Annotated in this window: 24 protein-coding genes; 10 read left to right on the top strand and 14 right to left on the bottom strand. The window is 62.8% G+C overall.

From position 1 onward, the window contains the following. The first annotated feature begins 81 nt into the window (after positions 1 to 81). Positions 82 to 1,260, top strand: a complete 1,179-nt coding sequence (locus tag ACODS1_RS15450; protein WP_489086353.1) for a vWA domain-containing protein — start codon at positions 82 to 84, stop codon at positions 1,258 to 1,260. A gap of 54 nt (positions 1,261 to 1,314) precedes the next feature. Here the strand turns inward: ACODS1_RS15450 and ACODS1_RS15445 are convergent, their stop codons facing one another. From ACODS1_RS15445 to ACODS1_RS15420, 6 genes are all read right to left on the bottom strand, one after another. Further along, positions 1,315 to 1,698, bottom strand: a complete 384-nt coding sequence (locus ACODS1_RS15445) for a hypothetical protein (RefSeq protein ID WP_489086352.1) — start codon at positions 1,696 to 1,698, stop codon at positions 1,315 to 1,317. Between the two features lie 9 nt (positions 1,699 to 1,707). Then, complete coding sequence (locus ACODS1_RS15440) at positions 1,708 to 2,769, bottom strand: DUF2167 domain-containing protein (protein WP_489086351.1); 1,062 nt, start codon at positions 2,767 to 2,769, stop codon at positions 1,708 to 1,710. A gap of 129 nt (positions 2,770 to 2,898) precedes the next feature. Next, positions 2,899 to 3,423 (bottom strand): DUF2937 family protein, encoded by a 525-nt coding sequence (locus ACODS1_RS15435; RefSeq protein WP_489086350.1) that lies wholly within the window; start codon positions 3,421 to 3,423, stop codon positions 2,899 to 2,901. A 34-nt stretch (positions 3,424 to 3,457) separates the two neighbouring features. Next, complete coding sequence (locus tag ACODS1_RS15430) at positions 3,458 to 4,231, bottom strand: class II glutamine amidotransferase (protein WP_322979064.1); 774 nt, start codon at positions 4,229 to 4,231, stop codon at positions 3,458 to 3,460. Positions 4,232 to 4,234: 3 nt separating this feature from the next. Further along, entirely contained in the window at positions 4,235 to 4,681 is a 447-nt protein-coding gene (locus ACODS1_RS15425) for an HIT family protein (RefSeq protein WP_322979065.1), read from the bottom strand. Between the two features lie 66 nt (positions 4,682 to 4,747). Further along, complete coding sequence (locus tag ACODS1_RS15420) at positions 4,748 to 5,224, bottom strand: MFS transporter (protein ID WP_489086349.1); 477 nt, start codon at positions 5,222 to 5,224, stop codon at positions 4,748 to 4,750. Between the two features lie 89 nt (positions 5,225 to 5,313). On the opposite strand from ACODS1_RS15420, the gene ACODS1_RS15415 reads away from it, so the two are divergent. Together ACODS1_RS15415 and ACODS1_RS15410 are read left to right on the top strand one after the other, a co-directional pair. Then, a complete protein-coding gene (locus ACODS1_RS15415) occupies positions 5,314 to 7,344 on the top strand; it encodes a S9 family peptidase (protein ID WP_489086348.1) in 2,031 nt (676 codons plus the stop codon). A gap of 244 nt (positions 7,345 to 7,588) precedes the next feature. Next, positions 7,589 to 8,953 (top strand): TIGR01777 family oxidoreductase, encoded by a 1,365-nt coding sequence (locus ACODS1_RS15410; RefSeq protein ID WP_489086347.1) that lies wholly within the window; start codon positions 7,589 to 7,591, stop codon positions 8,951 to 8,953. Between the two features lie 262 nt (positions 8,954 to 9,215). On the opposite strand, the gene ACODS1_RS15405 is transcribed toward ACODS1_RS15410, so the two are convergent. After that, the gene (locus ACODS1_RS15405) at positions 9,216 to 9,530 is read right to left on the bottom strand and encodes a hypothetical protein (protein ID WP_489086346.1); all 315 of its coding nucleotides are present in this window, start codon (positions 9,528 to 9,530) and stop codon (positions 9,216 to 9,218) included. Between the two features lie 87 nt (positions 9,531 to 9,617). Between ACODS1_RS15405 and ACODS1_RS15400 the strand changes: the two genes are divergently transcribed. Next, complete coding sequence (locus ACODS1_RS15400) at positions 9,618 to 9,959, top strand: YajD family HNH nuclease (RefSeq protein WP_104729658.1); 342 nt, start codon at positions 9,618 to 9,620, stop codon at positions 9,957 to 9,959. A 47-nt stretch (positions 9,960 to 10,006) separates the two neighbouring features. Next, the gene (locus ACODS1_RS15395; RefSeq protein ID WP_489086345.1) at positions 10,007 to 10,477 is read left to right on the top strand and encodes an RNA methyltransferase; all 471 of its coding nucleotides are present in this window, start codon (positions 10,007 to 10,009) and stop codon (positions 10,475 to 10,477) included. 22 nt (positions 10,478 to 10,499) lie between these two features. Here the strand turns inward: ACODS1_RS15395 and ACODS1_RS15390 are convergent, their stop codons facing one another. The 5 genes from ACODS1_RS15390 to rnd all read right to left on the bottom strand — a co-directional run bounded on the left by ACODS1_RS15390 (position 10,500) and on the right by rnd (position 14,881). Beyond that, the gene (locus tag ACODS1_RS15390) at positions 10,500 to 11,735 is read right to left on the bottom strand and encodes a hypothetical protein (protein WP_489086344.1); all 1,236 of its coding nucleotides are present in this window, start codon (positions 11,733 to 11,735) and stop codon (positions 10,500 to 10,502) included. Positions 11,736 to 11,997: 262 nt separating this feature from the next. After that, on the bottom strand, positions 11,998 to 12,447 hold the full coding sequence (locus ACODS1_RS15385; protein ID WP_489086343.1) for a YcgN family cysteine cluster protein: 450 nt from the start codon (positions 12,445 to 12,447) through the stop codon (positions 11,998 to 12,000). Between the two features lie 74 nt (positions 12,448 to 12,521). After that, positions 12,522 to 13,454, bottom strand: a complete 933-nt coding sequence (locus tag ACODS1_RS15380) for a D-2-hydroxyacid dehydrogenase (protein WP_322979072.1) — start codon at positions 13,452 to 13,454, stop codon at positions 12,522 to 12,524. A 3-nt stretch (positions 13,455 to 13,457) separates the two neighbouring features. Beyond that, complete coding sequence (locus ACODS1_RS15375; protein WP_489086342.1) at positions 13,458 to 13,751, bottom strand: YcgL domain-containing protein; 294 nt, start codon at positions 13,749 to 13,751, stop codon at positions 13,458 to 13,460. Next, positions 13,748 to 14,881: a ribonuclease D gene (gene rnd / locus ACODS1_RS15370; protein WP_489086341.1), complete on the bottom strand. Its 1,134-nt coding sequence runs from the start codon at positions 14,879 to 14,881 to the stop codon at positions 13,748 to 13,750. Before rnd ends, ACODS1_RS15375 begins: the two co-directional genes overlap by 4 nt. A gap of 128 nt (positions 14,882 to 15,009) precedes the next feature. Between rnd and ACODS1_RS15365 the strand changes: the two genes are divergently transcribed. Then, positions 15,010 to 16,074 (top strand): SMP-30/gluconolactonase/LRE family protein, encoded by a 1,065-nt coding sequence (locus ACODS1_RS15365; RefSeq protein ID WP_489086340.1) that lies wholly within the window; start codon positions 15,010 to 15,012, stop codon positions 16,072 to 16,074. A gap of 145 nt (positions 16,075 to 16,219) precedes the next feature. Here the strand turns inward: ACODS1_RS15365 and ACODS1_RS15360 are convergent, their stop codons facing one another. Together ACODS1_RS15360 and gdhA are read right to left on the bottom strand one after the other, a co-directional pair. Then, on the bottom strand, positions 16,220 to 16,900 hold the full coding sequence (locus tag ACODS1_RS15360) for a spermidine synthase (protein WP_489086339.1): 681 nt from the start codon (positions 16,898 to 16,900) through the stop codon (positions 16,220 to 16,222). 131 nt (positions 16,901 to 17,031) lie between these two features. Further along, positions 17,032 to 18,369: an NADP-specific glutamate dehydrogenase gene (gene gdhA / locus ACODS1_RS15355; protein WP_489086338.1), complete on the bottom strand. Its 1,338-nt coding sequence runs from the start codon at positions 18,367 to 18,369 to the stop codon at positions 17,032 to 17,034. Between gdhA and ACODS1_RS15350 the strand changes: the two genes are divergently transcribed. The 4 genes from ACODS1_RS15350 (at position 18,368) to ACODS1_RS15335 (ending at position 21,711) form a co-directional block, all read left to right on the top strand. Next, positions 18,368 to 18,541 (top strand): hypothetical protein, encoded by a 174-nt coding sequence (locus ACODS1_RS15350; protein ID WP_489086337.1) that lies wholly within the window; start codon positions 18,368 to 18,370, stop codon positions 18,539 to 18,541. The two genes, gdhA and ACODS1_RS15350, sit on opposite strands and share 2 nt — an antisense overlap. A gap of 224 nt (positions 18,542 to 18,765) precedes the next feature. Next, on the top strand, positions 18,766 to 19,620 hold the full coding sequence (locus tag ACODS1_RS15345) for a sulfurtransferase (RefSeq protein WP_489086336.1): 855 nt from the start codon (positions 18,766 to 18,768) through the stop codon (positions 19,618 to 19,620). A gap of 202 nt (positions 19,621 to 19,822) precedes the next feature. Beyond that, a complete protein-coding gene (locus ACODS1_RS15340) occupies positions 19,823 to 20,302 on the top strand; it encodes a hypothetical protein (RefSeq protein WP_489086335.1) in 480 nt (159 codons plus the stop codon). 149 nt (positions 20,303 to 20,451) lie between these two features. Then, a complete protein-coding gene (locus ACODS1_RS15335; protein WP_489086334.1) occupies positions 20,452 to 21,711 on the top strand; it encodes an OmpP1/FadL family transporter in 1,260 nt (419 codons plus the stop codon). Positions 21,712 to 21,733 lie beyond the last annotated feature (22 nt).

Below are 21,733 nucleotides of genomic sequence, written 5' to 3'. Positions count from 1 at the left end.
GGCCTGAAAGGCTCCTCTCCCTAACCCTCTCCCATAAATGGGAGAGGGAACCGTTCGTGCATCAACGGGAGACCTGCAGCCATGCTGCTCAACCTATTCAACGAAATGCGCGCGGCCAAGGTGCCGGTGTCGGTGCGCGAGTTGCTCGACCTGATCAACGCGCTCAAGCACAACGTCGTGTTCGCCGACATGGACGAGTTCTACTACCTGGCGCGCGCGATTCTGGTCAAGGACGAACGTCACTTCGACAAGTTCGACCGGGCCTTCGGCGCCTACTTCAATGGCCTGCAGAACCTCAACCAACACATCGAGGCGATGATTCCCGAGGAGTGGCTGCGCAAGGAGTTCGAGCGCCTGCTGACCGACGAGGAAAAGGCGCAGATCCAAAGCCTCGGCGGCCTGGACAAGCTGATCGAGGAGTTCAAGAAGCGCCTCGAAGAACAGAAGGAAAAACACGCCGGCGGCAACAAGTGGATTGGCACCGGCGGCACCAGCCCGTTCGGCTCCGGCGGCTATAACCCGGAAGGCATTCGCGTCGGCGATGCCGGCAAGCGCCAGGGCAAGGCCGTCAAGGTGTGGGATCAGCGCGAGTACAAGAACCTCGACGACCAGGTCGAGCTGGGCACGCGCAACATCAAGGTGGCGCTGCGCCGCCTGCGCAAGTTCGCCCGTCAGGGTGCCGCCGAAGAGCTGGATCTGGACGGCACCATCGACCACACCGCGAAAGACGGCGGCCTGCTCAACATCCAGATGCGCCCGGAGCGCCGCAATACGGTCAAGCTGCTGTTGCTGCTGGATATCGGCGGCTCAATGGACGCCCACGTAAAGGTCTGCGAGGAGCTGTTCTCGGCCTGCAAGACCGAGTTCAAGCACCTGGAGTATTTCTACTTCCACAATTTCATCTACGAGAGCGTGTGGAAGAACAACCTGCGCCGCACCAGCGAGCGCACCTCGACGATGGATCTGCTGCACAAGTATGGCGCCGACTACAAGGTGGTGTTCGTCGGCGACGCGGCCATGGCGCCCTACGAGATCACCCAGGCCGGCGGTAGCGTCGAGCACTGGAACGAGGAAGCCGGCTACGTCTGGATGAAGCGCTTCACCGAGAAGTTCAAGAAGATCATCTGGATCAACCCCTACCCCAAGGACACCTGGAACTACACCGCCTCCACCGGCCTGGTGCGCGAGCTGATCGAAGATCGCATGTACCCGTTGACCCTGCAGGGCCTGGAAGACGGCATGAAGTACCTGTCCAAGTAAGCCCACCTAAAACGAAAACGCCGCGAACCCTATCAAGGATTTGCGGCGTTTTTGCTATTCGGAGGCAGGCGTCTGATTTGCGTATTCCTGAGCCAACCGATCAAGGGTTCTCTCGGCGTAGTCGAAGCAGTGATCCAGCTCCTCACGCACCTTCTTGTAGTCGACGGCGAACCTGAGCGACGTATCGCTCAGGCATTTCTCGACCAATGCACTGCTGATCGGCAGACCGACTGCGGGCATATCGGGGATACGCTCACGCACGAAGTCTGCACTGGTAGCCAAGCGGTTGGCATCCATGGCGAAGGCCCAGTCACGTAGGGTCGCCTCATGCAGCGTGCCGCCCTGATCCCAGCCTGCAGCAAACCGATCCTCCTGGCCACAACCGGCAGTCAGCAGCGCCGCGAAAGCTACGACGCAGCTGCGAAGAATGTTTTCCAAGCGCCTGACTCAGCGCTTGTCGGCGTCATCCGGCTTGTTCAGATCCATCACCGTCTGCGCAGGTGCCTGTACCGGTTCTTCCGGCTTGCTCTCGGCAGCCGCTGCCACGGGCGCGACCGGAGCACTGACTTGTTCGCTCACGTCTTCCTTCTTGCGCAGGCCCAGGCGCTTGCCCAGCCAGCCGAACAGCAGCACCGGCACGATCCAGAACTTCTTCAACAGCACCAGCAGCATGGCCAGCAGGCCGGTCTTGGCGGCGACCTTGCCGGCTACCAGCGCGCCCAGGCCGTATGCAGCCACGGTGTCCAGATCGGGGTTGAACTCGGCATAGCGCTGGCCCGGGTTGAATTCGGTCGCAGCCAGTACCGCCGGCACATTGGCTTCGATTTCGGCCAACTGATCCATGTTGGCGACGAAATTCAGCACCAGCACGCCCTTACGGCCCAGCACGCGGATGTTGTAATTGAGGGTGTTGGTGTCGCTGTCGCCGAACTTCAGCTCCTTGGCCCAGTGCAGCTTCTTGCCTTCGGCGTCGTAACGCGGCTCGGCAGCCCAGCCAACCAGTTGCACTGTCTCGTAGCCGTTTTCCTCACGCCAGGCGTTGGACTCGCGCATGTCGGCCTGCATGTCTTCGAGCATGTCGCCGTAGTCGATATCCGCGGCATCCTCGTCGGATACGTAGCCGCTGTCTTCATACTCGACGGTCACGCCCCAGGATTCATCGGCCAACGGCGAAATGCCAGCCGGCAGGATCATGCCCAGCGGCGGTACGTCATCCGGCGGGTTGCCCCAACCGTCGACCAGCAGGCGCTGGGCGTTCTCGCCATCGAGGAACACCAGTGAATCAGGCAGATTGAGGGTCGCCAGGTCATTGCCCAGCACGATGCGACCATGCTGGAAATTCAGGCTGGCGACGAAGGCCTCGGGGTCGAAGCTCTGGACGTCTTCGTCAGCCTGCACACTTTCTTCGACGACGCTGTCTTCTGCCGGTGCATCGTCAGCGTGGGCAAAAGACAGAAATGGTAGGAAGGCGGCCAATGCGGCGGCCAGGATCGAATCCTTGATCGACATGGAGACTCCATAACGGCGGGTGGTTAAATGTAACGAGGCATTACATTACCACGGCTCGATCTGCCGACAGGCGAACCAGCGCAACTTTTTGCCACCTGCCGTGCATGGCGGTTGGGCGATTTTCTGCGCTCAGCGCCAGTGCCGCTGCTGCGTGCGACGTGTACGCCCGGCACCCAACATCCAGCCAATCGCCAACCCCAGCAGCTCGACGAGCCAAGCCAGCAACAGCGCACTGATCACGCCCCAGGTGATGGCGTCGGGGGTCAGCAGTACCTGATAGCGATAGGCGTCGAGGGTTTCCTTGAACAGTTCGCCATCAGCGCCCGTGGCCAGGTGCCAGGCCTGGGCATACCAGGGGCCCTGCATGGCCTGCCACTCCTGGTCGAGCAAGGCCGCACGCTGCACCAGGTTGCCGACGCTGCGGGCGTCGCTCTGCATCACCGGATCGTTGCTGACGCGATAGTGCGCCACCAGGGCATCCAGATCGCCCTTGAAGAAACGCTGCGCCGTGTCACGGAAGCCCTGCAGGCTCTGCTGCGACTCCAGCCGGTGCGCCTCGACACGCTTGGCGTAGTCGTCGATGAAACCCGGCACCTGAACGCCGGCCAGCAGGCCTACCGCGAACAGCACCAACCGCAGGTAACTTCTGAACATCCTTCCCTCCCGAGGAATTTCCGCGCGCTGTCGATCAGGCCTTACCGCTGGCGATGCACTCGCCACGACGCCAGAGCCGCCACTCGCCCGGCTGATACAGCGACCATTGCTCGTTATCCGTTAAAGGCTCGGTGGCAACCACGGTGACCACGTCGTTGGGCGTGGTTTCCGCCTGGAAATCCACTTTCAGATCAGCATCCTTCAGTTGCGCTGGCCCAAAGGGCGCACGCCGGGTGATGTGTGCCAGCTTGCTCGAGCAGAAGCTGAACAGCCAGTCGCCATCGCTGAGCAGGCAGTTGAACACGCCAAGTTGACGATAACTGGCGCAGGCGGCCACCAACACCGGCAGCAGCACCTCGACGCCAACCGGCTCGGGGAAGGCGCGACGCACGCGGTTGAGCAGATCGCAGAACGCCGCCTCGCTATCGGTATCACCCACCGGGCGATAGAAGCTCTGCGCCCCGACCAGCCCGGCCAACTGGCCGTTGTGCGCGAAGCACCAGTGGCGCCCCCAGAGTTCACGGCTGAAGGGATGGGTGTTGACCAGGCAGACCTGGCCGACATTGGCCTGGCGGATGTGGCCGATCACCACCTCGCTCTTGATCGGATAGCGCTGCACCAACTGCGCCACCTCCGATTCACTGCTCGCACGCGGATCCTGGAACAGGCGCAGGCCGCGCCCCTCATAGAAACCGATGCCCCAGCCATCACGGTGCGGCCCGGTGCGGCCACCTCGCTGCATCAGGCCGGTGAAGCTGAAGACGATATCGGTGGGGACATTGGCGCTCATGCCGAGCAGTTCGCACATTATTCAGCTCTCCTCAGCCAAGGCCCGGCGCAGGCATTGGGCTTCATTCGACAGGCGCGCCTCGAGACGCTTGCGTCCACCCGGCAGGAAACGCACCAGCAGACGCCAGATCAGCGCCGGCAGGTCGCCTGGGCGACGCGGAATCAGATGCAGATGTACATGGGGAACGTGCTGGTTGGCGTCCGGGCCGTCGTTGATCAGCAGATTGATCCCCGCGCGGCCATACCCTGCACGTCGCAGCGCCGCCGCAACCCGTTCGGACAACGCCAGCAGCCGGTCACGCACCGCTGGCGGCAGGTCACGCAAAAAAGGCGCATGCACACGGCTGACGATCAACACATGGGCCGGGCGCATCGGGAAGATATCCAACAGCACCATGAAGTCGTCGTCCTCGTACAGACGATGGGCCGGCAATTCCTGCTCGGCGATAGCACAGAACACACACGCCATGGTGACCTCCTGTCCACGAGGTCACCATGCTGAACGCCTGCCTGAACAGGCGCAAGGGGCGCAGTGCTAGATACGCGGCTCCAGACGACCGCCGCGCTCACGGGCATAGCCTCGCGGCAGCGGTTCATCCTCGTCATCTTCCATGCGTTCACGCAGGGTTCGCGGATCTTCGTGACCGGTCTCGCCACGCTCGTCCCGGCGCCCTTTCCACCAATGTTCGATGGGCCAGCGGATGGCGACGAAAACCAGGTATACGGCAAAAGCGATCAGGGCATAGAGAGTGAGATCAGCGACAGCCCGCCAGGCGTTATTGCCGACCTTGAGCAACACATCCATGGCGGTTATGGCGATGGCCGGGGCGAACAGCTCGCGCGCCGGATCGACGATGGTTGGGCTGAATAGCAGGACGGCCACCAATACGCGCAACGGCTCGCGGGCATAGCGCCACATCCAGCGGGTCATGCGCATCCATACCAGCAGGCAACCCAGGGCTGCGAAGCCATAGGCGGCCCAGGCCAGGAGGTAGTCGTTTTCGTTCATCATAAGCAGGGCCGGCGTGGCAGGTCTGGCAAAGGGGCGCTTATGATAACGGCTTTTGCCCGATGCGGCGCCCCTTCGTTCTGGAGCTCACCATGCCCTCTGCCCCCCTCGCCCGCCAGCAAGCCGGCAACGATCCCTACCGCTGGCTGGAGAACCGTGACAGCGACGAGGTGCTTGCCTATCTGCAGGCAGAAAATGCCTACCTCGAGGCTGTTCTCGCCCCACAGCAGGGGTTGCGTGAGGCCCTATTCGAAGAGATCAAGGGACGCATCCGCGAAACCGACCTGTCGTTGCCCACCCCCTGGGGCGACTACCTCTACTACCAGCGCACCACGGCCGGCGACGAATATCCTCGGCATTATCGCTGCCGCCGCCCGACGGACGGCTCGCTGACGCCCGACGCCGCCAGCGAAACCCTGCTGCTCGACCCCAACGCCCTGGCAGACGGCGGCTTTCTCTCGGTGGGTGCCTTCAGCGTCAGTCCCGACCAGCAGCGCCTGGCCTACAGCCTGGACACCAGCGGCGACGAGATTTATCGCCTGTTCGTCAAGGAACTGGCCAGCGACGAAATCAGCGAACTGCCCTTCGACGACTGCGACGGCAGCATGACCTGGGCGAACGACAGCCAGACCCTGTTCTTTACCGAGCTGGACGATACTCATCGCCCCTACAAGCTGTATCGCCACCGCCTCGGCACACTCGGCGCCGAAGCGGTGTTCGAGGAGGCCGACGGGCGCTTCTTCCTGCACTGCTACCGCTCCAGCTCCGAGCGCCAGTTGATCCTGCAACTGGGCAGCAAGACCACCAGCGAAGTCTGGGTGCTGGACGCTGCAACACCCGAAGCCGCCTTTACCTGCCTGGCGCCGCGCGAGGAAGGCCACGAGTACGACGCCGACCACGGCATGCTCGACGGTCAGTGGTGCTGGCTGATCCGCAGCAACCAGAGCGGCATCAACTTCGCCCTTTACAGTGCCGACGAGACCTCTCCGCAGCGCCCACACTGGCGCGAGATACGCGCTCACGACCCTCAGGTGATGCTCGAAGGCGCCACACTCAACCAGCGCGCCATCGTCCTCGCCCTGCGTGAGGGCGGCCTGCCGATACTCGAAGTGCTGCCGCAAGGCGCCACCGCCTACCGCGTGCAACTGCCGGACGCCGCTTACAGCCTGTACGTGCAGGACAGCCTGGAATTTCACAGCCCGGCGATCCGCCTGCGCTACGAAGCGCTCGGCCGTCCAGCACAGATTCGCCAGCTTGAGCTGGCCACGGGCACGCAACAGGTGCTCAAGCAGACTCCGGTGGAAGGCCCGTTCGATGCCGAGGCCTACGAAAGCCGCCGCCTGTGGGCCACCGCAGCCGACGGCACGCAGGTGCCCATCAGCCTGGTGGCGCGCCGCGACGTGTTCGCCGCCGGCCAACCGGCCCCACTCTACCTCTACGGCTACGGCGCCTATGGCGAAAGCCTCGACCCCTGGTTCTCCCACGCGCGCCTGAGTCTGCTGGAGCGCGGTTTCATCTTCGCCATTGCCCACGTCCGCGGCGGCGGCGAAATGGGCGAGGCCTGGTATCGCAACGGCAAGCTGGAGCACAAGCAGAACAGCTTCGACGACTTCATCGCCTGCGCCGAATGCCTGATCGCAGAAGGCCTGAGCACTTCCGGTCAACTGGCGATCAGCGGCGGCAGCGCCGGCGGTCTGCTGATCGGTGCCGTGCTCAACCAGCGTCCAGAACTGTTCGCTGCCGCCATCGCCGAGGTGCCCTTCGTCGACGTACTCAACACCATGCTCAACCCGGATCTGCCGCTGACGGTGACCGAATACGACGAATGGGGCGACCCGAACCAACCCGAGGTTTATGCACGCATCAAGACCTACGCCCCTTACGAGAACGTACGTGCCCAGGCCTACCCGGCCATCCTCGCCGTGGCCGGCTATAACGACAGCCGCGTGCAGTACTGGGAGGCTGCCAAATGGGTGGCCAAGCTGCGCGTGAACAAGACCGACGCCAACCTGCTACTGCTCAAGACCGACCTCGGCGCCGGCCACGGCGGCATGAGCGGGCGTTACCAGGGGATCAAGGATGTGGCGTTGGAATATGCATTCATCCTAAAAGTGCTGCACTGATTCAACTTGGCATGGCATGTACCCGCATTTATGGTGCGGACTACACCTAGTGCATCCAGATTGAAGAAACTTCAGGAGTCCCGAACTACCGCTTTTTCCCGTACAACAGCCATGCACGATGATCGATAGCCGCTCACTGCCTATCAAAAGTGAGAGTCGCGGATGCTGCAAATACCCATCACATGCTGCGGCTTCCATTGCCCCCGGAGGGCGATGGAAGCCGCCCTCAAGGAGCTGTCCCTCGATGCAGACGCTGCTCTATCGTTGGTTACTGCTGGTTGGCTTCGGCCATATTGCGCTAGGTGTCGTGTTTGCGTTCTCAGCCTATCTGCCTTTGACCCAGGGTTACCTCGACTATCTCTTTGCCAGCATCTCCAATAGTCCACCTGCTGCGGAGTTCGAGGGCTTGCTACGCACCCAGGTCGCCCTTTTCGGCCCAACGGTAGCGAGCTGGGGCATTCTGTTCTGCACGTTAGTAATACTGTATCGCCACTCTCAGCTGCGCCTGATCAAGCCAGCGCTGTACGCGGCACTGATAGTCTGGAGCGTGCTGGACAGTGCCATATCCCTGTCTTTCGACCTGAACCTGCACGCCTACCTAAACAGCGCAGTGGCGCTTTCCCTCGCCTTACCTCTGTACTGGCTCAAGCCTCACCGCCTAGTCGCGCAACCTCCGATGTCCCTAAGCCACCCTCCTGCAGCTCGTTTGCGTGTATTGATCACTGGCGGCAGCGGTTTCATTGGCAGCCCACTGGCTAGCGCGCTCAGCGCAGCAGGCCACGACGTACAGGTGCTGACCCGTGATCCAGCCAATTTGCGGAACATCCGCGCCCGCGTCACCTGCCTCACCCACCTCGACCAGATTGCTGACAACGAGCGAATCGACGTCATCATCAATCTTGCAGGAGAGCCCCTGGCCGGCGGACGCTGGTCGCAGCACAACAAACGCCGCTTTCTGGACAGCCGCCTGCAAACCACCAACGACCTGCTTCTGTTGGTGCAACGCCTACAACACAAATCGGAGGTGCTGCTCAGCGGCTCCGCTGTCGGCTACTACGGCCATTGGCAAGCGCAAACGCTGGACGAAGATAGCCAGCCGCGCGACTGCTACTCCCATCAGCTATGTGCCCAGTGGGAAAACCGTGCTCAAGAGATGAGGACTCAGGGTGTACGCGTCTGTCTGCTGCGTATCGGTGTCGTGCTAGGCCCTCAGGGCGGCCCCTTGCAGGAGTTGCGTCGACCCTTCGAACTAGGCGTGGCGACCCAGCTCGGCGATGGCAAGCAATGGCTACCCTGGATCCATCTGCACGATGTGCTCGACGCCTGCGCCTTTCTCATCACCACGAAAACCATACATGGTGCCGTGAACCTCACCGCCCCCGTCCCAGTGACTCAGAGTGAATTCTGCCAGCAGATGCGCGGACACGTTCGCCAGGCACTGCTCACCATCAAGGTGCCAGCCTGGCTAGTGCGGCTACTGGTCGGCGAGATGGCGGACGAAGTGCTGCTCAGCGGCCAGCGTGTGCTGCCGCAGAAACTACTCGCCCACGGCTATCGTTTCCGCTTTGCCGAGCTGGAGCCCGCACTACGCGACCTGCTCAAGAACTAAGGCCTGACGATGAATTAGGTGGGGGCTCTGCCTAAAAGCCCGCTGTGTATCTAGGAACAGCAGCCCCTTGGACATTAAACGAGCCCAGCTCAAGATCGATCTGCACCACCAAGAGGAAGAAGCAGCCAGCGCCCCGGTTCCGGCCGCGACATCACGTACAAATGGCTACCGGGCCAGCGGGGTCAGACAAAAACAAACCGACGGACCAATGCTATCGACAGCACCACCATTCAGGCGCAGCCGGCATCACCATACGCATAGCTCACTCCTGTTTACGCTGCCCTTCCAGCCCTTGGCTGTTTCGGCGCAGTTGCTGATCGAGCTGCGGAATCGGCTGATCACCCCCGGACTTCGGCGCGCTGCCGGGGAGGGTTTGCCCCTGGGGCGGCGGCAGAAGAGGTGCCGAGCCCTGGCGCTTGCTCGGCATCGGTGTCGACGGCTGGCCATAGGGCTGTGGCGTTGCCGTACCCGGCGCACCGGGCTGTGCTGAGGAAGGCATGCGCATGGGTTGCTGCGCCCAGGTCAGCGAAGCGAAACTGGACGCCAGGATCATCGCGACGAGAATGGACATACGCATGATGGCTCTCCTGCTCGACTGGCTTTCGTTCTATTCTGGCAACATCTGCAGTCAAGCGTTCACCACCTTCCGATCACAGGTTCTGCCATGAGCACCAGCAACAACCGCTACTACCTGTCCGCCCAGGCCGAAGAAGGCTACCGGCAGAAAGCGTTGAAAATGTATCCCCACGTCTGTGGTCGCTGCGCCCGCGAGTTTTCTGGCAAGCGCCTGAGCGAACTGACCGTGCATCACCGCGATCACAACCACCACAACAACCCGGCCGACGGTTCCAACTGGGAGCTGCTGTGCCTGTTCTGTCATGACAACGAACACTCGCGCTACACCGACCAGCAGTATTTCGCCGAAGGCTCCACTGCCAGCCCGCAGGCCGCCAAATCGACCTACAAGGCTTTTGGCGATCTGGCCAGCCTGCTGAAAAAGGACTAGGGCGTGGCGCTCGGCGCCGTATAATCGGCGCTTTTGCGAGTGCCACCGTGGCCAACAAGAGATACGCCTGCATCGGCCTGTTCAATCCGAAATCGCCGGAAAACGTCGGCTCCATCATGCGTGCGGCTGGCTGCTATGGCGTCAGCTCGGTGTTCTACACCGGCACCCGTTACGACCGCGCCAAGGATTTCATCACCGACACCAAGAAGGTTCACCAGGACATCCCGCTGATCAACATCGACGATCTGCGCAAGATCCTGCCGCTGGGCTGCACACCGGTAGCGGTGGAACTGGTCGATGACGCTCGCGCCCTGCCCTCCTACACCCATCCGGACAGAGCGCTGTATATCTTCGGCCCGGAAGACGGTTCACTGCAGCAGGAAATTCTCGACTGGTGTGGCGGTGAAGTGGTGTACATCCCGACCCAGGGCTGCATGAACCTCGCAGCCACGGTCAATGTGGTGCTCTACGACCGCATGGCCAAAGGTAACAACACCCGCTCCGGCCCCTTGTTCTGACTCGAGACCGGAGCGCTGACACTCAGCGCAGCAAACGCGTGTCCAGGGTCTTCGAGGGGCCACCGATGACGTTCTCGGTGATGTCGATGAAGTCCTTGGTGGTCACCTTGTCCAGGCGCATCAGGCCACGTGTCACGTCATCCAGGGACAGGTTGCCCTTGTCCTTGGTCTTCTGACGGATTTCCCGATCCAGCTCCTGCAACAGCAACACGGCACGTGCGGTGACCGCACCATTGGCGTTGTCGGTGCGCAGGCTGGTGACAGGCTTGCTCCAGCGAATCAGTTGCTCGCGAATCTTCTGGTAGCGCTCCTCACTCACACCGCCGGCACGACGCATCAGCTCGATGGAGTAGTACTCGGCCAGCCCCTCGGCGATCCAGTCACTGCGATCACGCGCATAGATGCGCCCGAATACATGCACCAACTCGTGCACCAGCGAACTGGTGCCATTCTCGCTGACCAACGGACGATCCGCGTGCATGTAGTAGGAGTTGGAAGCCGACAGGCCACCGCGCCACATCGGGTCACCAGCGCCGACGATCAGCAGTTTGGCGGGGTCGCGCGGGAACACCTGCTGGATCTGCGGCCAGACGAAGGTGAGGAAGGTCATGATGTCCATGCGGCGCATGCCCTCGCCCACCGGCGCGGAAATCGCCACCTCGGTGTCACCCAGTTGGGTGCGCCGCGTGCCCAGTTTGCCGGCCAGCATCCAGCCGGTCGGGCGGTCGAACTTGCGCTGCGGGTTGTCGATACGGAAACGGTTCTTGCCGATGCGTGGCCAGCCGGTCTCGACGCTTTTCCAGTCCTTGGGCAGGTCGAACTGCAGGCGTGCAACCAGGTTGGTCTTGTCCACCAGATCGAGCGCCGCCGGCGGTACCAGATCATCCCCGCGCAGCAAGGCCCAGTCCTTGGTCATGCGCGCATCGTAACGGCCCTGCTTGCGCTCGTGATCGATCAGCACGCGGTAACTCAGAGTGCTCTTGCCCTTGCCCGGCTGCCATTTGCCGCGCCCAGCGTCTTCGGCCCATTGACCGTCAGCCTTGAAGTCGCTGTAGCGCCCCTGCTTGCCCAGGTTGAAATCCAGGCTGCGCACATGCTCGCCCTTCTCCAGGGTGATACTGACCTCGGCTTGATCGCTATCCGGCAGGAAGCGCACCCGATAATCCAGATCGACTTTCTGTGTCGCGGCCCAGGTCGGCAGGCTGAGACTCAACAACAGCAGGGACGAATACAGCGGCAAACGAGACGAAGACAGCATGCAGGACTCCTGATGCACGAAGGGCAGTTGGCCTTGAGACAGCCGCGCCACGCGCCAATTCCGTGGGGCGGCGGACAGATTTGCCACGAGGGCTGGGAACAACAAGCAGTTGAAAAACGTAGACGAGGCAACCAGTGCAAGGCAAATACAGGCGAAAAAGCGCAGTTTACGTGTTGTAAATGAGCATTTTGATCGGACTCGCGCACGAGCCTGTATTTAACGCAGCAATGGTAACGCAGGTAGTTTTTCAACAGCTTGTTAATCAACCGGCGCGAAAAATAAGATGTTCTTCCCAATCATCCTCGGCCACCTCGTTCTCGCTGAGCATGCGACCGGCCTGGGAGATACGCTCGGCATGCACCGCCTCGGGGTCGCCGCAGACCAAGTGATGCCAAGGCGGCAGATCCTTGCCTTCGCTGACCAGGCGATAACCACAGGTCGGCGGCAGCCACTTGAACTGGTCGGCTTGCGTCGGGGTGAGCTGGATGCAGTCCGGCACATGCTTGACACGATTGGGGTAATCGCTGCAGCGGCAACTTTGCAGATCCAGCAGTTTGCAGGCGATGCGCGTGTAATAGACGGCGCCGTCGTCCTCATCCTCGAGCTTCTGCAGGCAACACAGGCCACAGCCATCGCACAGCGACTCCCACTCGCCTGCGTCGAGCTGGGCGAGGGGCTTGCGTTTCCAGAAGGGTTCGGTGGAAGTGGACATGACCAATGTACGGATTCGGGCGGAAAAGCGCGGCAGTCTAGCCCCTGGCCCGCAACAGGCCAAGGGCTCTGCGCTCAGTAACCACGGGCGAAATCCACTTCGCCTCGCAATGGATCACCGGCCTGCCAGCATGCCAGGTTGTCGAGAAACAGCCCGCTCATCAGGCTCGGGTCGGTCGGTGCAGCGCTATGGCCGGTCAATAGCAGGTTTGGCGCCGTCCAGAACGGATGTCCCTGTGGTAGGGGCTCCTCACGGCAAACGTCGATAACCGCCCCCGCCAGGGCTCCCTGCTGCAGGGCCGCGAGCAGATCCGCCTCGACCAGCGAGCTGCCACGCCCAGCATTGATCAGCAGCGCCTCGGGACGAAAGCCCGCCAGCAGCCGGGCGTCGTAGAGATCACGGGTCGTCGGCGTATCGGGCAGCAGATTGATGACGAAATCGGCCCAGCCCACCAGCCGTGGTAACCCCGACATGGCTGCCACCTCGGCGAATGGCGCCTGCTCACGCGCCTGGCTGGCCACGCCACGCAACTCGACGCCAAAGGGGGCGAGAAAGCCGGCCACGGCCTGGCCGATATCACCACAGCCGACGATCAGCACCCGCCGGCCGGCCAGGCTGCGCGGCAGCATTGGCGCCCAGCGCTGCTCGCGTTGTGCCTGCTGGCGCTCGAACAGGCGTCGCTCGTGAGCCAACAGGTGGCCCAGCACGTACTCGGCCATCACCTGGCCAAAGATGCCCACCGCCCGGCTCAAGCGATAATCGCGTGGCAAGTCGCTGGCCAACAGCGGCGTGATGCCAGCCCAGGTCGACTGCAGCCACTGCGGGCGCAGGCCCTGACGCAACAGCGGCGCCAACAGCGAGGGCTCGCCCAGCCACAGCGAGCGATCGACAGCAGCAGCCGCCAGCGCCTTGGGATCGTCGCTGGCGAATAGATCGAGTTCGGGGCGCGCGGCACGAATACGCTCTGCGTAATAGGCATGATCCGCTTCGGCAATCAGCAGGCGCATGGTTCAGACCGGGTCGTTGCGACGCAGTAGCTCGTCCGGCAGATGCTCGATGTAATCCTCTTCGGGCGGCGGCATCTGCAGGTGATAGCCCTGCTTATCGAGATTCTCCAGCACCTGGGCGATGTCCTCACGGGCCAGTTGGCGCTCCGGACTGAGCACCAGGTCGAAGGCGTGCGCAGGCGGGCCGAATACCGTCAACAGCCCTTCGGGCACGCGGGTCAGGGCCTCGGCCTTGAGCACGTAGAGGTACATCTCGTTCTTGCGCGGACTCTTGTAGATGGAACAGATGCGTTTCACGCGGATTCTCCTTCAGCGGCCAGGCAGTCGAGCAGCGCCTGGCCCATCAACTCCCGGCGCCAGCCGCGCAGGGAATCGGGCAATTGGTAGGGGCCGTTGGGATAGCCGCTCTTGAGCAGGGCTTCCAGGGTTTTCTTGCGCAGCATCAGCTCGGGGACGATATCCAGGCGCTCGCCCTCTTGCTGACCGACGGCGCGTAGTTTCTTCAACAGGGCCGTGGCTTCCACCGGCAGCGGCTCGGGCAGTGCCTCGGGCCATTGTTCGGGCGGCAGCGCGGCCGCTTCGCGGATCAGCGCCAGCAGCGTCTCGCCATCCTGGCGCACGGTCTTCGGGTGCATGTCCTCGATGCGCGCCAGCGCCACCAGGTTATCCGGCTGGGTGCGCGCCAGCGGCCATAGCGAATGCTCGCGCAGCACGCGGTTGCGCGGCTGGTTGCGCGCCCGCGCCTGGCGCTCGCGCCAGGCACACAGGGCGCGCAGCACGGCTTGTTGCTGGCGCGACAATTTCCAGGCCAGCTTGGCCTCGCGCCAGGCATCCTCGGGTTCAATTTCGCGACCCAGATTGGCCACCAACTCGGCACCATCGTCGAGAATCCATTCGACCTTCTGCGGTGCCAGGCGGGCCTTCAACGCACGGTAGACCTCGACCAGGTGCGACACGTCTTCAGCTGCATAGCGCACCTGCAGCTCGGACAGCGGACGTTGCAGCCAGTCGGAGCGGGTCTCGCCCTTGGGCAGCTCGATGTCGAGCAACGCCAGCACCAGGCGCGAATAGCCCATGGAGAAGCCGAGGTTGAGGTAGCCGGCGGCGATCTGCGTGTCGAACAGTGGCGCAGGCAGGCTGCCGGTCAGGCGCAGGAAGACTTCCAGATCCTCGCTGCAGGAGTGCAGCACCTTGACCACGTCCGGCGCGCGCAACAGCGCGGCGAAGGGGCTCCAGTCGTCGATGCACAGCGGATCGATCAACCAGGCGCCATCACCACCACTGACCTGCAGCAGGCCGGCAATCGGGTAGAAGGTATCGACGCGCATGAACTCGGTGTCCAGCGCGACGAAGGGCAAGGTCTGCCAGACGGCACAATGCTCGGCCAGGCTGGCGTTGTCGCGGATCCAGTGAATGTCGTTAGCCACGCGGCGCTCCCATAAACAATGGCGCGCAGTATATATGCCTGCGCGCATCGACGGGCAGCCAGCTGCCGCCACGCCCGGGAACTGTGTAATCTGTGCCGCGCATCGCCTCCCGACACGGAAGAACAACAATGCTGAAGAAACTGCTTGCCCTGCTGGTGGTACTGCTGGCGGCTGCCGCTGGTTACCTGGCCCTCACGCCCAGCCCGATCGACCCACTGCCATGGGATGCCGCGCCCGCGCCGGCGATGACCGGCGTCATGGAACCCAACGACACCCTGATGAAAGCCGAACTGCTGGCGCAAGGCCTGATCCACGGCCCGGAAGACAACGCAGTCGACGCCGAGGGCCGCGTATACGCCGGCCTGCATGACGGCCGCATCGTGCGCGTTCTCCAGGATCACAGCGTGGAAACCTTCGCCGAGACCGGCGGCCGCCCGCTGGGCATGGATTTCGATGCCAGCGGCAACCTGATCGTCGCCGACGCCTACAAGGGCCTGCTGAGCGTGGACAAGGCCGGCAAGATCAAAGTATTGAGCACCGAGGCGGATGGCGTGCCCTTCGCCTTCACCGATGATCTGGACATCGCCAGCGACGGCACCATCTATTTCAGCGACGCCTCCTCGCGCTTCCATCAGCCCGACTACCTGCTCGACCTGCTCGAAGCACGCCCCCATGGCCGCCTGCTGGCCTTCGACCCAACCACTGGGCAGACCCGCGTGCTGCTCAAGGATCTGTACTTCGCCAACGGTGTGGCGCTGTCGGCAGCCGAAGACTTCGTGCTGGTCAACGAAACCTACCGCTACCGCATCACCCGTTACTGGCTCAAGGGCGACAAGGCCGGCCAGTACGACGTGTTCATCGACAACCTGCCGGGCCTGCCGGATAACCTGCAGGGCGACCGCCAGGGCACCTTCTGGGTCGCCCTGCCCTCGCCGCGCAAGGCCGATGCCGACTTCCTGCATCGCCACCCCTGGCTCAAGGCGCAGATCGCCAAACTGCCACGGGCGCTGTGGCCCAAGCCGATCGCCTATGGCCTGGTCATCGCCGTCAACGAACAGGGCGAGATCGTGCGCAGCCTGCATGACACCAGCGGCACCCACCTGCGCATGATCACCTCGGTCAAGCCGGTGGGCGACAGCCTGTATTTCGGCAGCCTGGACAACGACCGCATCGGCAAGCTGCAGATTCACTAAGACGAGATTCCACCCGCGAATGACAGCGAAAAGACGGAGCGGTCATTCGTGGTGGTGCGCCAAGCTGGTGGGCTGAAGCGGATCACCGCCCGGCCCACCCTACTGTAGGGTGGGCTTCAGCCCACCAAATCGGAAGGCTGCAGACTCAGACCTTCTGGGCAATCCAGATGGTATGCCGCGTGCCTCTATTGCCATGGGCATACACCTGCACCGCCTCGCCCTTGAAGCCCGCCTTGCGCACCTTCTCCGAGAATGCCCGGTCGGCGCTGGACGACCACACCGCCAGCATGCCCTTGGGCCTCAGCGCCCTGGCGCACTGACGCAGGCCGTCCATGCTGTACAGCCAATCGTTGCCCTTCTGGGTCAGCCCCTCAGGGCCGTTATCGACGTCCAGCATGATCGCGTCATAGCGCTGCTCGGCAGCCTGCAGCACCTTGGCGACGTCCTCCTGAATGATCACTGCACGCGGATCGTTCAACGGATAACCGGACTTCGCCCCGAGCGGGCCACGGTTCCACTCGACCACCCCAGGCACCAGTTCGGCCACCGCCACCTCGGCATCCGCGCCCAGATGCTGCAACGCCGAGGCCAGGGTAAAACCCATGCCCAGGCCACCAATCAATACCCGCACCTGTGGGCGACTGGCGATCTGCTTGCAGGGAATCGCGGCCAAGGCATCTTCCGAGCCGTGCATACGGGTATTCATCAACTGCCCACCATCGCCGCCAGCGATCTTGATGACGAAGTCTTCGCCGTATTCGAACAGGTTCAGCGCGCCATTGGTGCCTGGGATTGGAGCGGTGTCGAGCAAGACAAAACGTTTCATGCAGAACGCAGACCTGTGTAGCGAGCATGGGGGCAGGCAGCATGCCTGAATCGGCGGAGCAGCACAGCCCCGCCAGAAACGACAAGGCCCCGCGTTGACACGCGAGGCCTCGTGGCTAAAAACGGGATCGATCAGACCACGCCTTGCGCCAGCATGGCATCGGCGACCTTGACGAAGCCGGCGATGTTGGCGCCCTTGACATAGTTGATACGGCCGTTTTCTTCACCATGGTGCACGCAGGCGTGATGGATATTCTGCATGATGCCGTGCAGACGCTCGTCCACCTCCCCGGCACTCCAGTGCAGGCGCATGGCGTTCTGGCTCATTTCCAGACCGCTGGTGGCCACGCCACCGGCATTGGAGGCCTTGCCCGGCGCGTAGCAGATGCCGGCCTCGACGAACAGATCCACCGCTTCCAGGGTCGAGGGCATGTTGGCGCCCTCGGCCACGCAGATGCAGCCGTTCTTCAACAGCATGCGGGCGTCGTCGCCATTCAGTTCGTTCTGCGTCGCACAGGGTAAGGCGATATCGCAGGCCAACCCCCAGGGGCGCTGTCCGGCGAGGAACTGCAGACCGTAGTGCTCGGCCATCTCGCGTAGACGGCCACGACGCACGTTCTTCAGCTCCATCAGGTACTGCCACTGCTCGTCGCTGAGGCCGCCTTCGGCATGCAGCGTGCCTTCGGAATCGGACAGCGAGACCACCTGCCCGCCCAGCTCCATGACCTTCTGCGCCGCATACTGGGCGACGTTGCCAGAACCGGAAATGGCCACACGCTTGCCCTCGAAGCCCTGACCGATGCGCTTGAGCATTTCCTGAGCGAAGTACACGCAGCCATAACCCGTGGCCTCCGGGCGAATCAGGCTGCCGCCATAGCTCAGGCCCTTGCCAGTCAGCACCGAAGTGAATTGGTTGGACAGGCGCTTGTACTGGCCGAACAGGTAGCCGATCTCACGGCCGCCGACGCCGATGTCACCGGCCGGCACGTCCAGATCGGCGCCGATATGGCGATACAACTCGGTCATGAACGACTGACAGAAGCGCATCACCTCGCCTTCGCTCTTGCCTTTGGGGTCGAAGTCCGCGCCACCCTTGCCGCCGCCCATGGGCAGCGAGGTCAGGGAGTTCTTGAACACCTGCTCGAAGGCCAGGAACTTGAGCACCCCGAGGTTCACCGAGGGGTGGAAACGCAGGCCGCCCTTGTACGGGCCGATGGCGCTACTCATCTGAATGCGATAGCCGCGATTGACCTGCACCTGACCACGGTCATCGACCCAAGGCACACGGAACAGGATGGCGCGCTCTGGCTCGACCATGCGTTCGAGGACGCCGGCCTCACGGTAGCGAGGATTGGCTTCGAGGAAAGGCCACAGGCTGCGCACCACCTCTTCCACCGCCTGGTGGAATTCCGGCTGGTCAGGATCGCGCTGCTTGAGGCGCGACAGGAAAGCATCAACGGACAACGACATGCAGCACCTCGACACCATAGAACAAAATAGTGGCCGGCACTCTATCAGGCAGCAATGCACCAAAACAGATCAAAATGTCGCCTTTATGAAACTTTTTAGTGCACAAGCCTGGCTGACCCTGATTTCCATGACTCCGGTCCTGTATCTCGAAAATCCGCACGCACCAGAATAAAACCTCATTGCGCACGCTTTTAGAGCACCACATCAGCAATGCACCCTGCGCTGGCTCTTACTGGCAGCGACTCCCGCATATGAGCGGTAACCCCGGTTCATGCTGCGCGTGAGCGGCGGCCAGCCGCATTGGTACCCTGGATGCGGCGACGGCGCACGTGCACGTGCACGTCGCCAGCTTGACGGTATGATGCCGAGAACCCTCTCACGACACAGGCCACACTCATGTCTCTCGCTCAATTGATCAGCCCGCAAGCGCTGGCATCGCGCCTGCAAAGCCCCGACCTGGTAGTGCTGGATTGCCGCTTCGCCCTCGACGATCCGACCTATGGCCGGCGCAGCTACCTGGACGGACATATCGCCGGCGCGCATTTTCTCGACCTGGAACAGGATCTCTCCGCCCCCGTGATCAAGGGCGTGACCGGCCGTCACCCGCTGCCTGATCCCTGCACGCTGGTGGAACGGCTGCGCCTGTGTGGCGTGAGCGAGGACAGCCAGGTCGTGCTCTATGACGACGGCCCTGGCGCCTTCGCAGCCCGTGCCTGGTGGCTACTGATCTGGCTGGGCAAGCGCGACGGGCTGTACCTGCTCGATGGCGGCCTCAAGGCCTGGCGCGACGCCGGTCTGGAGCTGACCACGCAGCAGCCGGAAAACGTCGCTGGCAGCCTGGCCGCAACCCCCGACCAGAGCCTGCTGCTGAGCGCCGAACAACTGGCGCAGCGCCTGGGCAACCCCGAGCTGACCCTCCTCGATGCCCGCGCGCAGCCACGCTTTCGCGGTGAAGTCGAACAGCTGGATCCAGTCGCAGGCCATATCCCGGGCGCCCAGTGCGCGGTCTTCACCGACAACCTGGGCGCCGATGGCCGCTTTCTGTCAGCGGAGCAGTTGCGCGCACGCTTCGATGCCCTGCGCGGTACACGCCCGGCGGAAAGCCTGGTGGCCTACTGCGGTTCCGGGGTCACGGCCTGTCACAACCTGTTCGCCATGAACCTCGCCGGCTACCCACTGGCGCCGCTCTACGCCGGCTCCTGGAGCGAGTGGATCACCGATCCGTCGCGGCCGGTAGCAACAGGCGATTGACCGGCGCTTTTAAGCACCGAAGGAAATATGCCCAATAACTCAAATCCGAAATCAATTTAAAAACAGCTCTTTACAGGATAAAGGTCGCACTAGACTTGAAATTGAGCGGCTAACCCCGCTCCCGGTGGGGCCTTTATCGAATAGCTAGACAAACCCGCTGCCAGGCGCCCGGCCCCACCGGTATCTTGTTCGAGAGGATGCCATGGGAATAGCCGCCTGCGAGCTCAGCCAGCACGTCATCCACCCTACCCTGCTCTACCTGCAACGCCAGTCACCCGCAGCCGAGGCGCTTCTGCTTGGGGCGGCCGCCTGTCAATCAGCGCTGGGCAGTGCTCTGGACAATCAGCGCGGCCATGGCCTGTATGGCATCAGCGCCCAGCGCCACCTGGCCCTGTGGGATCGCCATCTGGCGCGCTTCCCCGATCTGGCCAGCCGAGTGCGCGGCCTGGCCAGCCAGCATGCCTTTCTCGAAGCCCCACACCTGGAACTGACCGTGAACCTGCGCTACGCCACGGCCATCGCCTGGCTGCTGGTGGAGCAGCAGGCCATAACCCTGCCAGCCGCCGATGACCTCGATGCGCTTGGGCGAATCTGGTGCAAGGTGTTTCACCCACGCGGGCGCCCGCATGATTTCGTCGCCACCTGGCAGCGTTACGTGGAGCCTGCCAGCCAAGTGGCTTGAGACATCCGCCAACAGCCCCCTACCCGCAAGAAGCCAACCGGTTAAGCGAAATTGTCCGACAATCCATAATTTTTCTTGAACTTCAGCGGGTTGGCAGGTGTCAGCAAACGAGGTAGTTTGCGCCCCCGCCTCACCACAGGAGTTCCCCCGTGAGCAGACGTTTTCTCAAGACCGGTCTGGCCATCACCCTGGCCGCCACCTCCAGCCATGGTTTCGCCAGCGGCTTCGCCCTCAACGAACAGAGCATCAGTGCCATGGGCACGTCCTTCGCCGGGCGCTCATCGGCAGCCGACGATGCCAGCACGGTATTCGGCAACCCCGCCGGCATGGCCCGCCTGAAACGTGATGAAGTCAGCGTCGGCGCAGCCGTGATCCACGCCAAGAGCGACATCCGTCATGCCAGCGGCAGCTCGCCAGCTGGCGCCCTGGCTGGCAGCAATGACGGCGACATGGTGCCGGACACCGGCGTACCCATGGGCTATTACGTCAAGCCGCTGGATGAAAAGGTCGCATTCGGTATCGGTGTCTACGCCCCCTTCGGTCTGATGACCGATTACGAGCGCAGCTTCCAGGGCCGCTATCAGGCGGACAAGAGCTATGTACGTGTCATCACTATCCAGCCCACGCTCAGCTACCGCTTCAACGACCAGCTGTCGGTCGGCTTCGGCCCCACCTTCAACCACATCGAGGGCGAACTGACCTCGTCGTTGTTCACCCCGTTGGGTGACGGCAAGGTGAAGGTCGAGGGCGACGACACCGCAGTCGGTTTCAATGCCGGCGTGCTCTACGAATTCAGCCCACGCACGCGCGTCGGCGTGACCTACCACTCTCGGGTGAAATACAAGCTCGAAGGCAATACCAAAGTCGATGCCCCCGCCTTGACCGGCATCGCTGGCAAGTACGACGCCCAACTCGACCTGACGACTCCCGAGTCGGTGGACATGTCGATCACCCATGAGCTGAACGACGCCTGGACGCTGTATGCCGGCAGCACCTGGACGCGCTGGAGCCGCTTCAAAGAAATCCGCGTGGAGAACGACGCCAGCACCCTGCCGGCCAGCCTCAATACCATCGTCGAAGAGCAAAACTGGCACGACACCTGGGCCCACGCCATCGGTCTGGCCTACAAGGTCAACAAGCAGTGGACGCTGCGTACCGGTATTGCCGTGGATCAGTCGCCGACCAACAACACCGACCGCTCGCCGCGCATCCCTTCCGGCGATCGCACCATCTTCAGCCTGGGGGCTGGCTGGAGCCCGAACGAGGACATGACCATCGACGTGGCTTATTCCTATCTGCAGGAAGAGTCGGTGGACGTGAACCGCAGCAGTGCCAGCCGGGGTAGCTACGATGCCAGCTACAAGAACAGCGCCCACGGTTTGGGGGCGTCGCTGACCTACAGGTTCTGATCCTGCGCAAGAAGGCCCGCGA

Source organism: Pseudomonas sp. FG29 (genome assembly GCF_057809355.1).
The sequence above is the reverse complement of the archived record's forward strand: the minus strand, read 5'-3'. Positions and strand labels throughout refer to the sequence as shown.

Bases quoted from the DNA above. Each gene is read 5' to 3' on its own strand.
- ACODS1_RS15430 (WP_322979064.1), bottom strand. From the start codon at position 4,231: ATGTGCGAACTGCTCGGCATGAGCGCCAATGTCCCCACCGATATCGTC.
- ACODS1_RS15435 (WP_489086350.1), bottom strand. From the start codon at position 3,423: ATGTTCAGAAGTTACCTGCGGTTGGTGCTGTTCGCGGTAGGCCTGCTG.
- ACODS1_RS15420 (WP_489086349.1), bottom strand. From the start codon at position 5,224: ATGATGAACGAAAACGACTACCTCCTGGCCTGGGCCGCCTATGGCTTC.
- ACODS1_RS15450 (WP_489086353.1), top strand. From the start codon at position 82: ATGCTGCTCAACCTATTCAACGAAATGCGCGCGGCCAAGGTGCCGGTG.
- ACODS1_RS15365 (WP_489086340.1), top strand. From the start codon at position 15,010: ATGCTGAAGAAACTGCTTGCCCTGCTGGTGGTACTGCTGGCGGCTGCC.
- ACODS1_RS15405 (WP_489086346.1), bottom strand. From the start codon at position 9,530: ATGCGTATGTCCATTCTCGTCGCGATGATCCTGGCGTCCAGTTTCGCT.
- gdhA (WP_489086338.1), bottom strand. From the start codon at position 18,369: ATGTCGTTGTCCGTTGATGCTTTCCTGTCGCGCCTCAAGCAGCGCGAT.
- ACODS1_RS15360 (WP_489086339.1), bottom strand. From the start codon at position 16,900: ATGAAACGTTTTGTCTTGCTCGACACCGCTCCAATCCCAGGCACCAAT.
- ACODS1_RS15410 (WP_489086347.1), top strand. From the start codon at position 7,589: ATGCAGACGCTGCTCTATCGTTGGTTACTGCTGGTTGGCTTCGGCCAT.
- ACODS1_RS15350 (WP_489086337.1), top strand. From the start codon at position 18,368: ATGCAGCACCTCGACACCATAGAACAAAATAGTGGCCGGCACTCTATC.
- ACODS1_RS15425 (WP_322979065.1), bottom strand. From the start codon at position 4,681: ATGGCGTGTGTGTTCTGTGCTATCGCCGAGCAGGAATTGCCGGCCCAT.
- ACODS1_RS15390 (WP_489086344.1), bottom strand. From the start codon at position 11,735: ATGCTGTCTTCGTCTCGTTTGCCGCTGTATTCGTCCCTGCTGTTGTTG.
- ACODS1_RS15385 (WP_489086343.1), bottom strand. From the start codon at position 12,447: ATGTCCACTTCCACCGAACCCTTCTGGAAACGCAAGCCCCTCGCCCAG.
- ACODS1_RS15400 (WP_104729658.1), top strand. From the start codon at position 9,618: ATGAGCACCAGCAACAACCGCTACTACCTGTCCGCCCAGGCCGAAGAA.
- ACODS1_RS15345 (WP_489086336.1), top strand. From the start codon at position 18,766: ATGTCTCTCGCTCAATTGATCAGCCCGCAAGCGCTGGCATCGCGCCTG.
- ACODS1_RS15340 (WP_489086335.1), top strand. From the start codon at position 19,823: ATGGGAATAGCCGCCTGCGAGCTCAGCCAGCACGTCATCCACCCTACC.
- ACODS1_RS15415 (WP_489086348.1), top strand. From the start codon at position 5,314: ATGCCCTCTGCCCCCCTCGCCCGCCAGCAAGCCGGCAACGATCCCTAC.
- ACODS1_RS15380 (WP_322979072.1), bottom strand. From the start codon at position 13,454: ATGCGCCTGCTGATTGCCGAAGCGGATCATGCCTATTACGCAGAGCGT.
- ACODS1_RS15440 (WP_489086351.1), bottom strand. From the start codon at position 2,769: ATGTCGATCAAGGATTCGATCCTGGCCGCCGCATTGGCCGCCTTCCTA.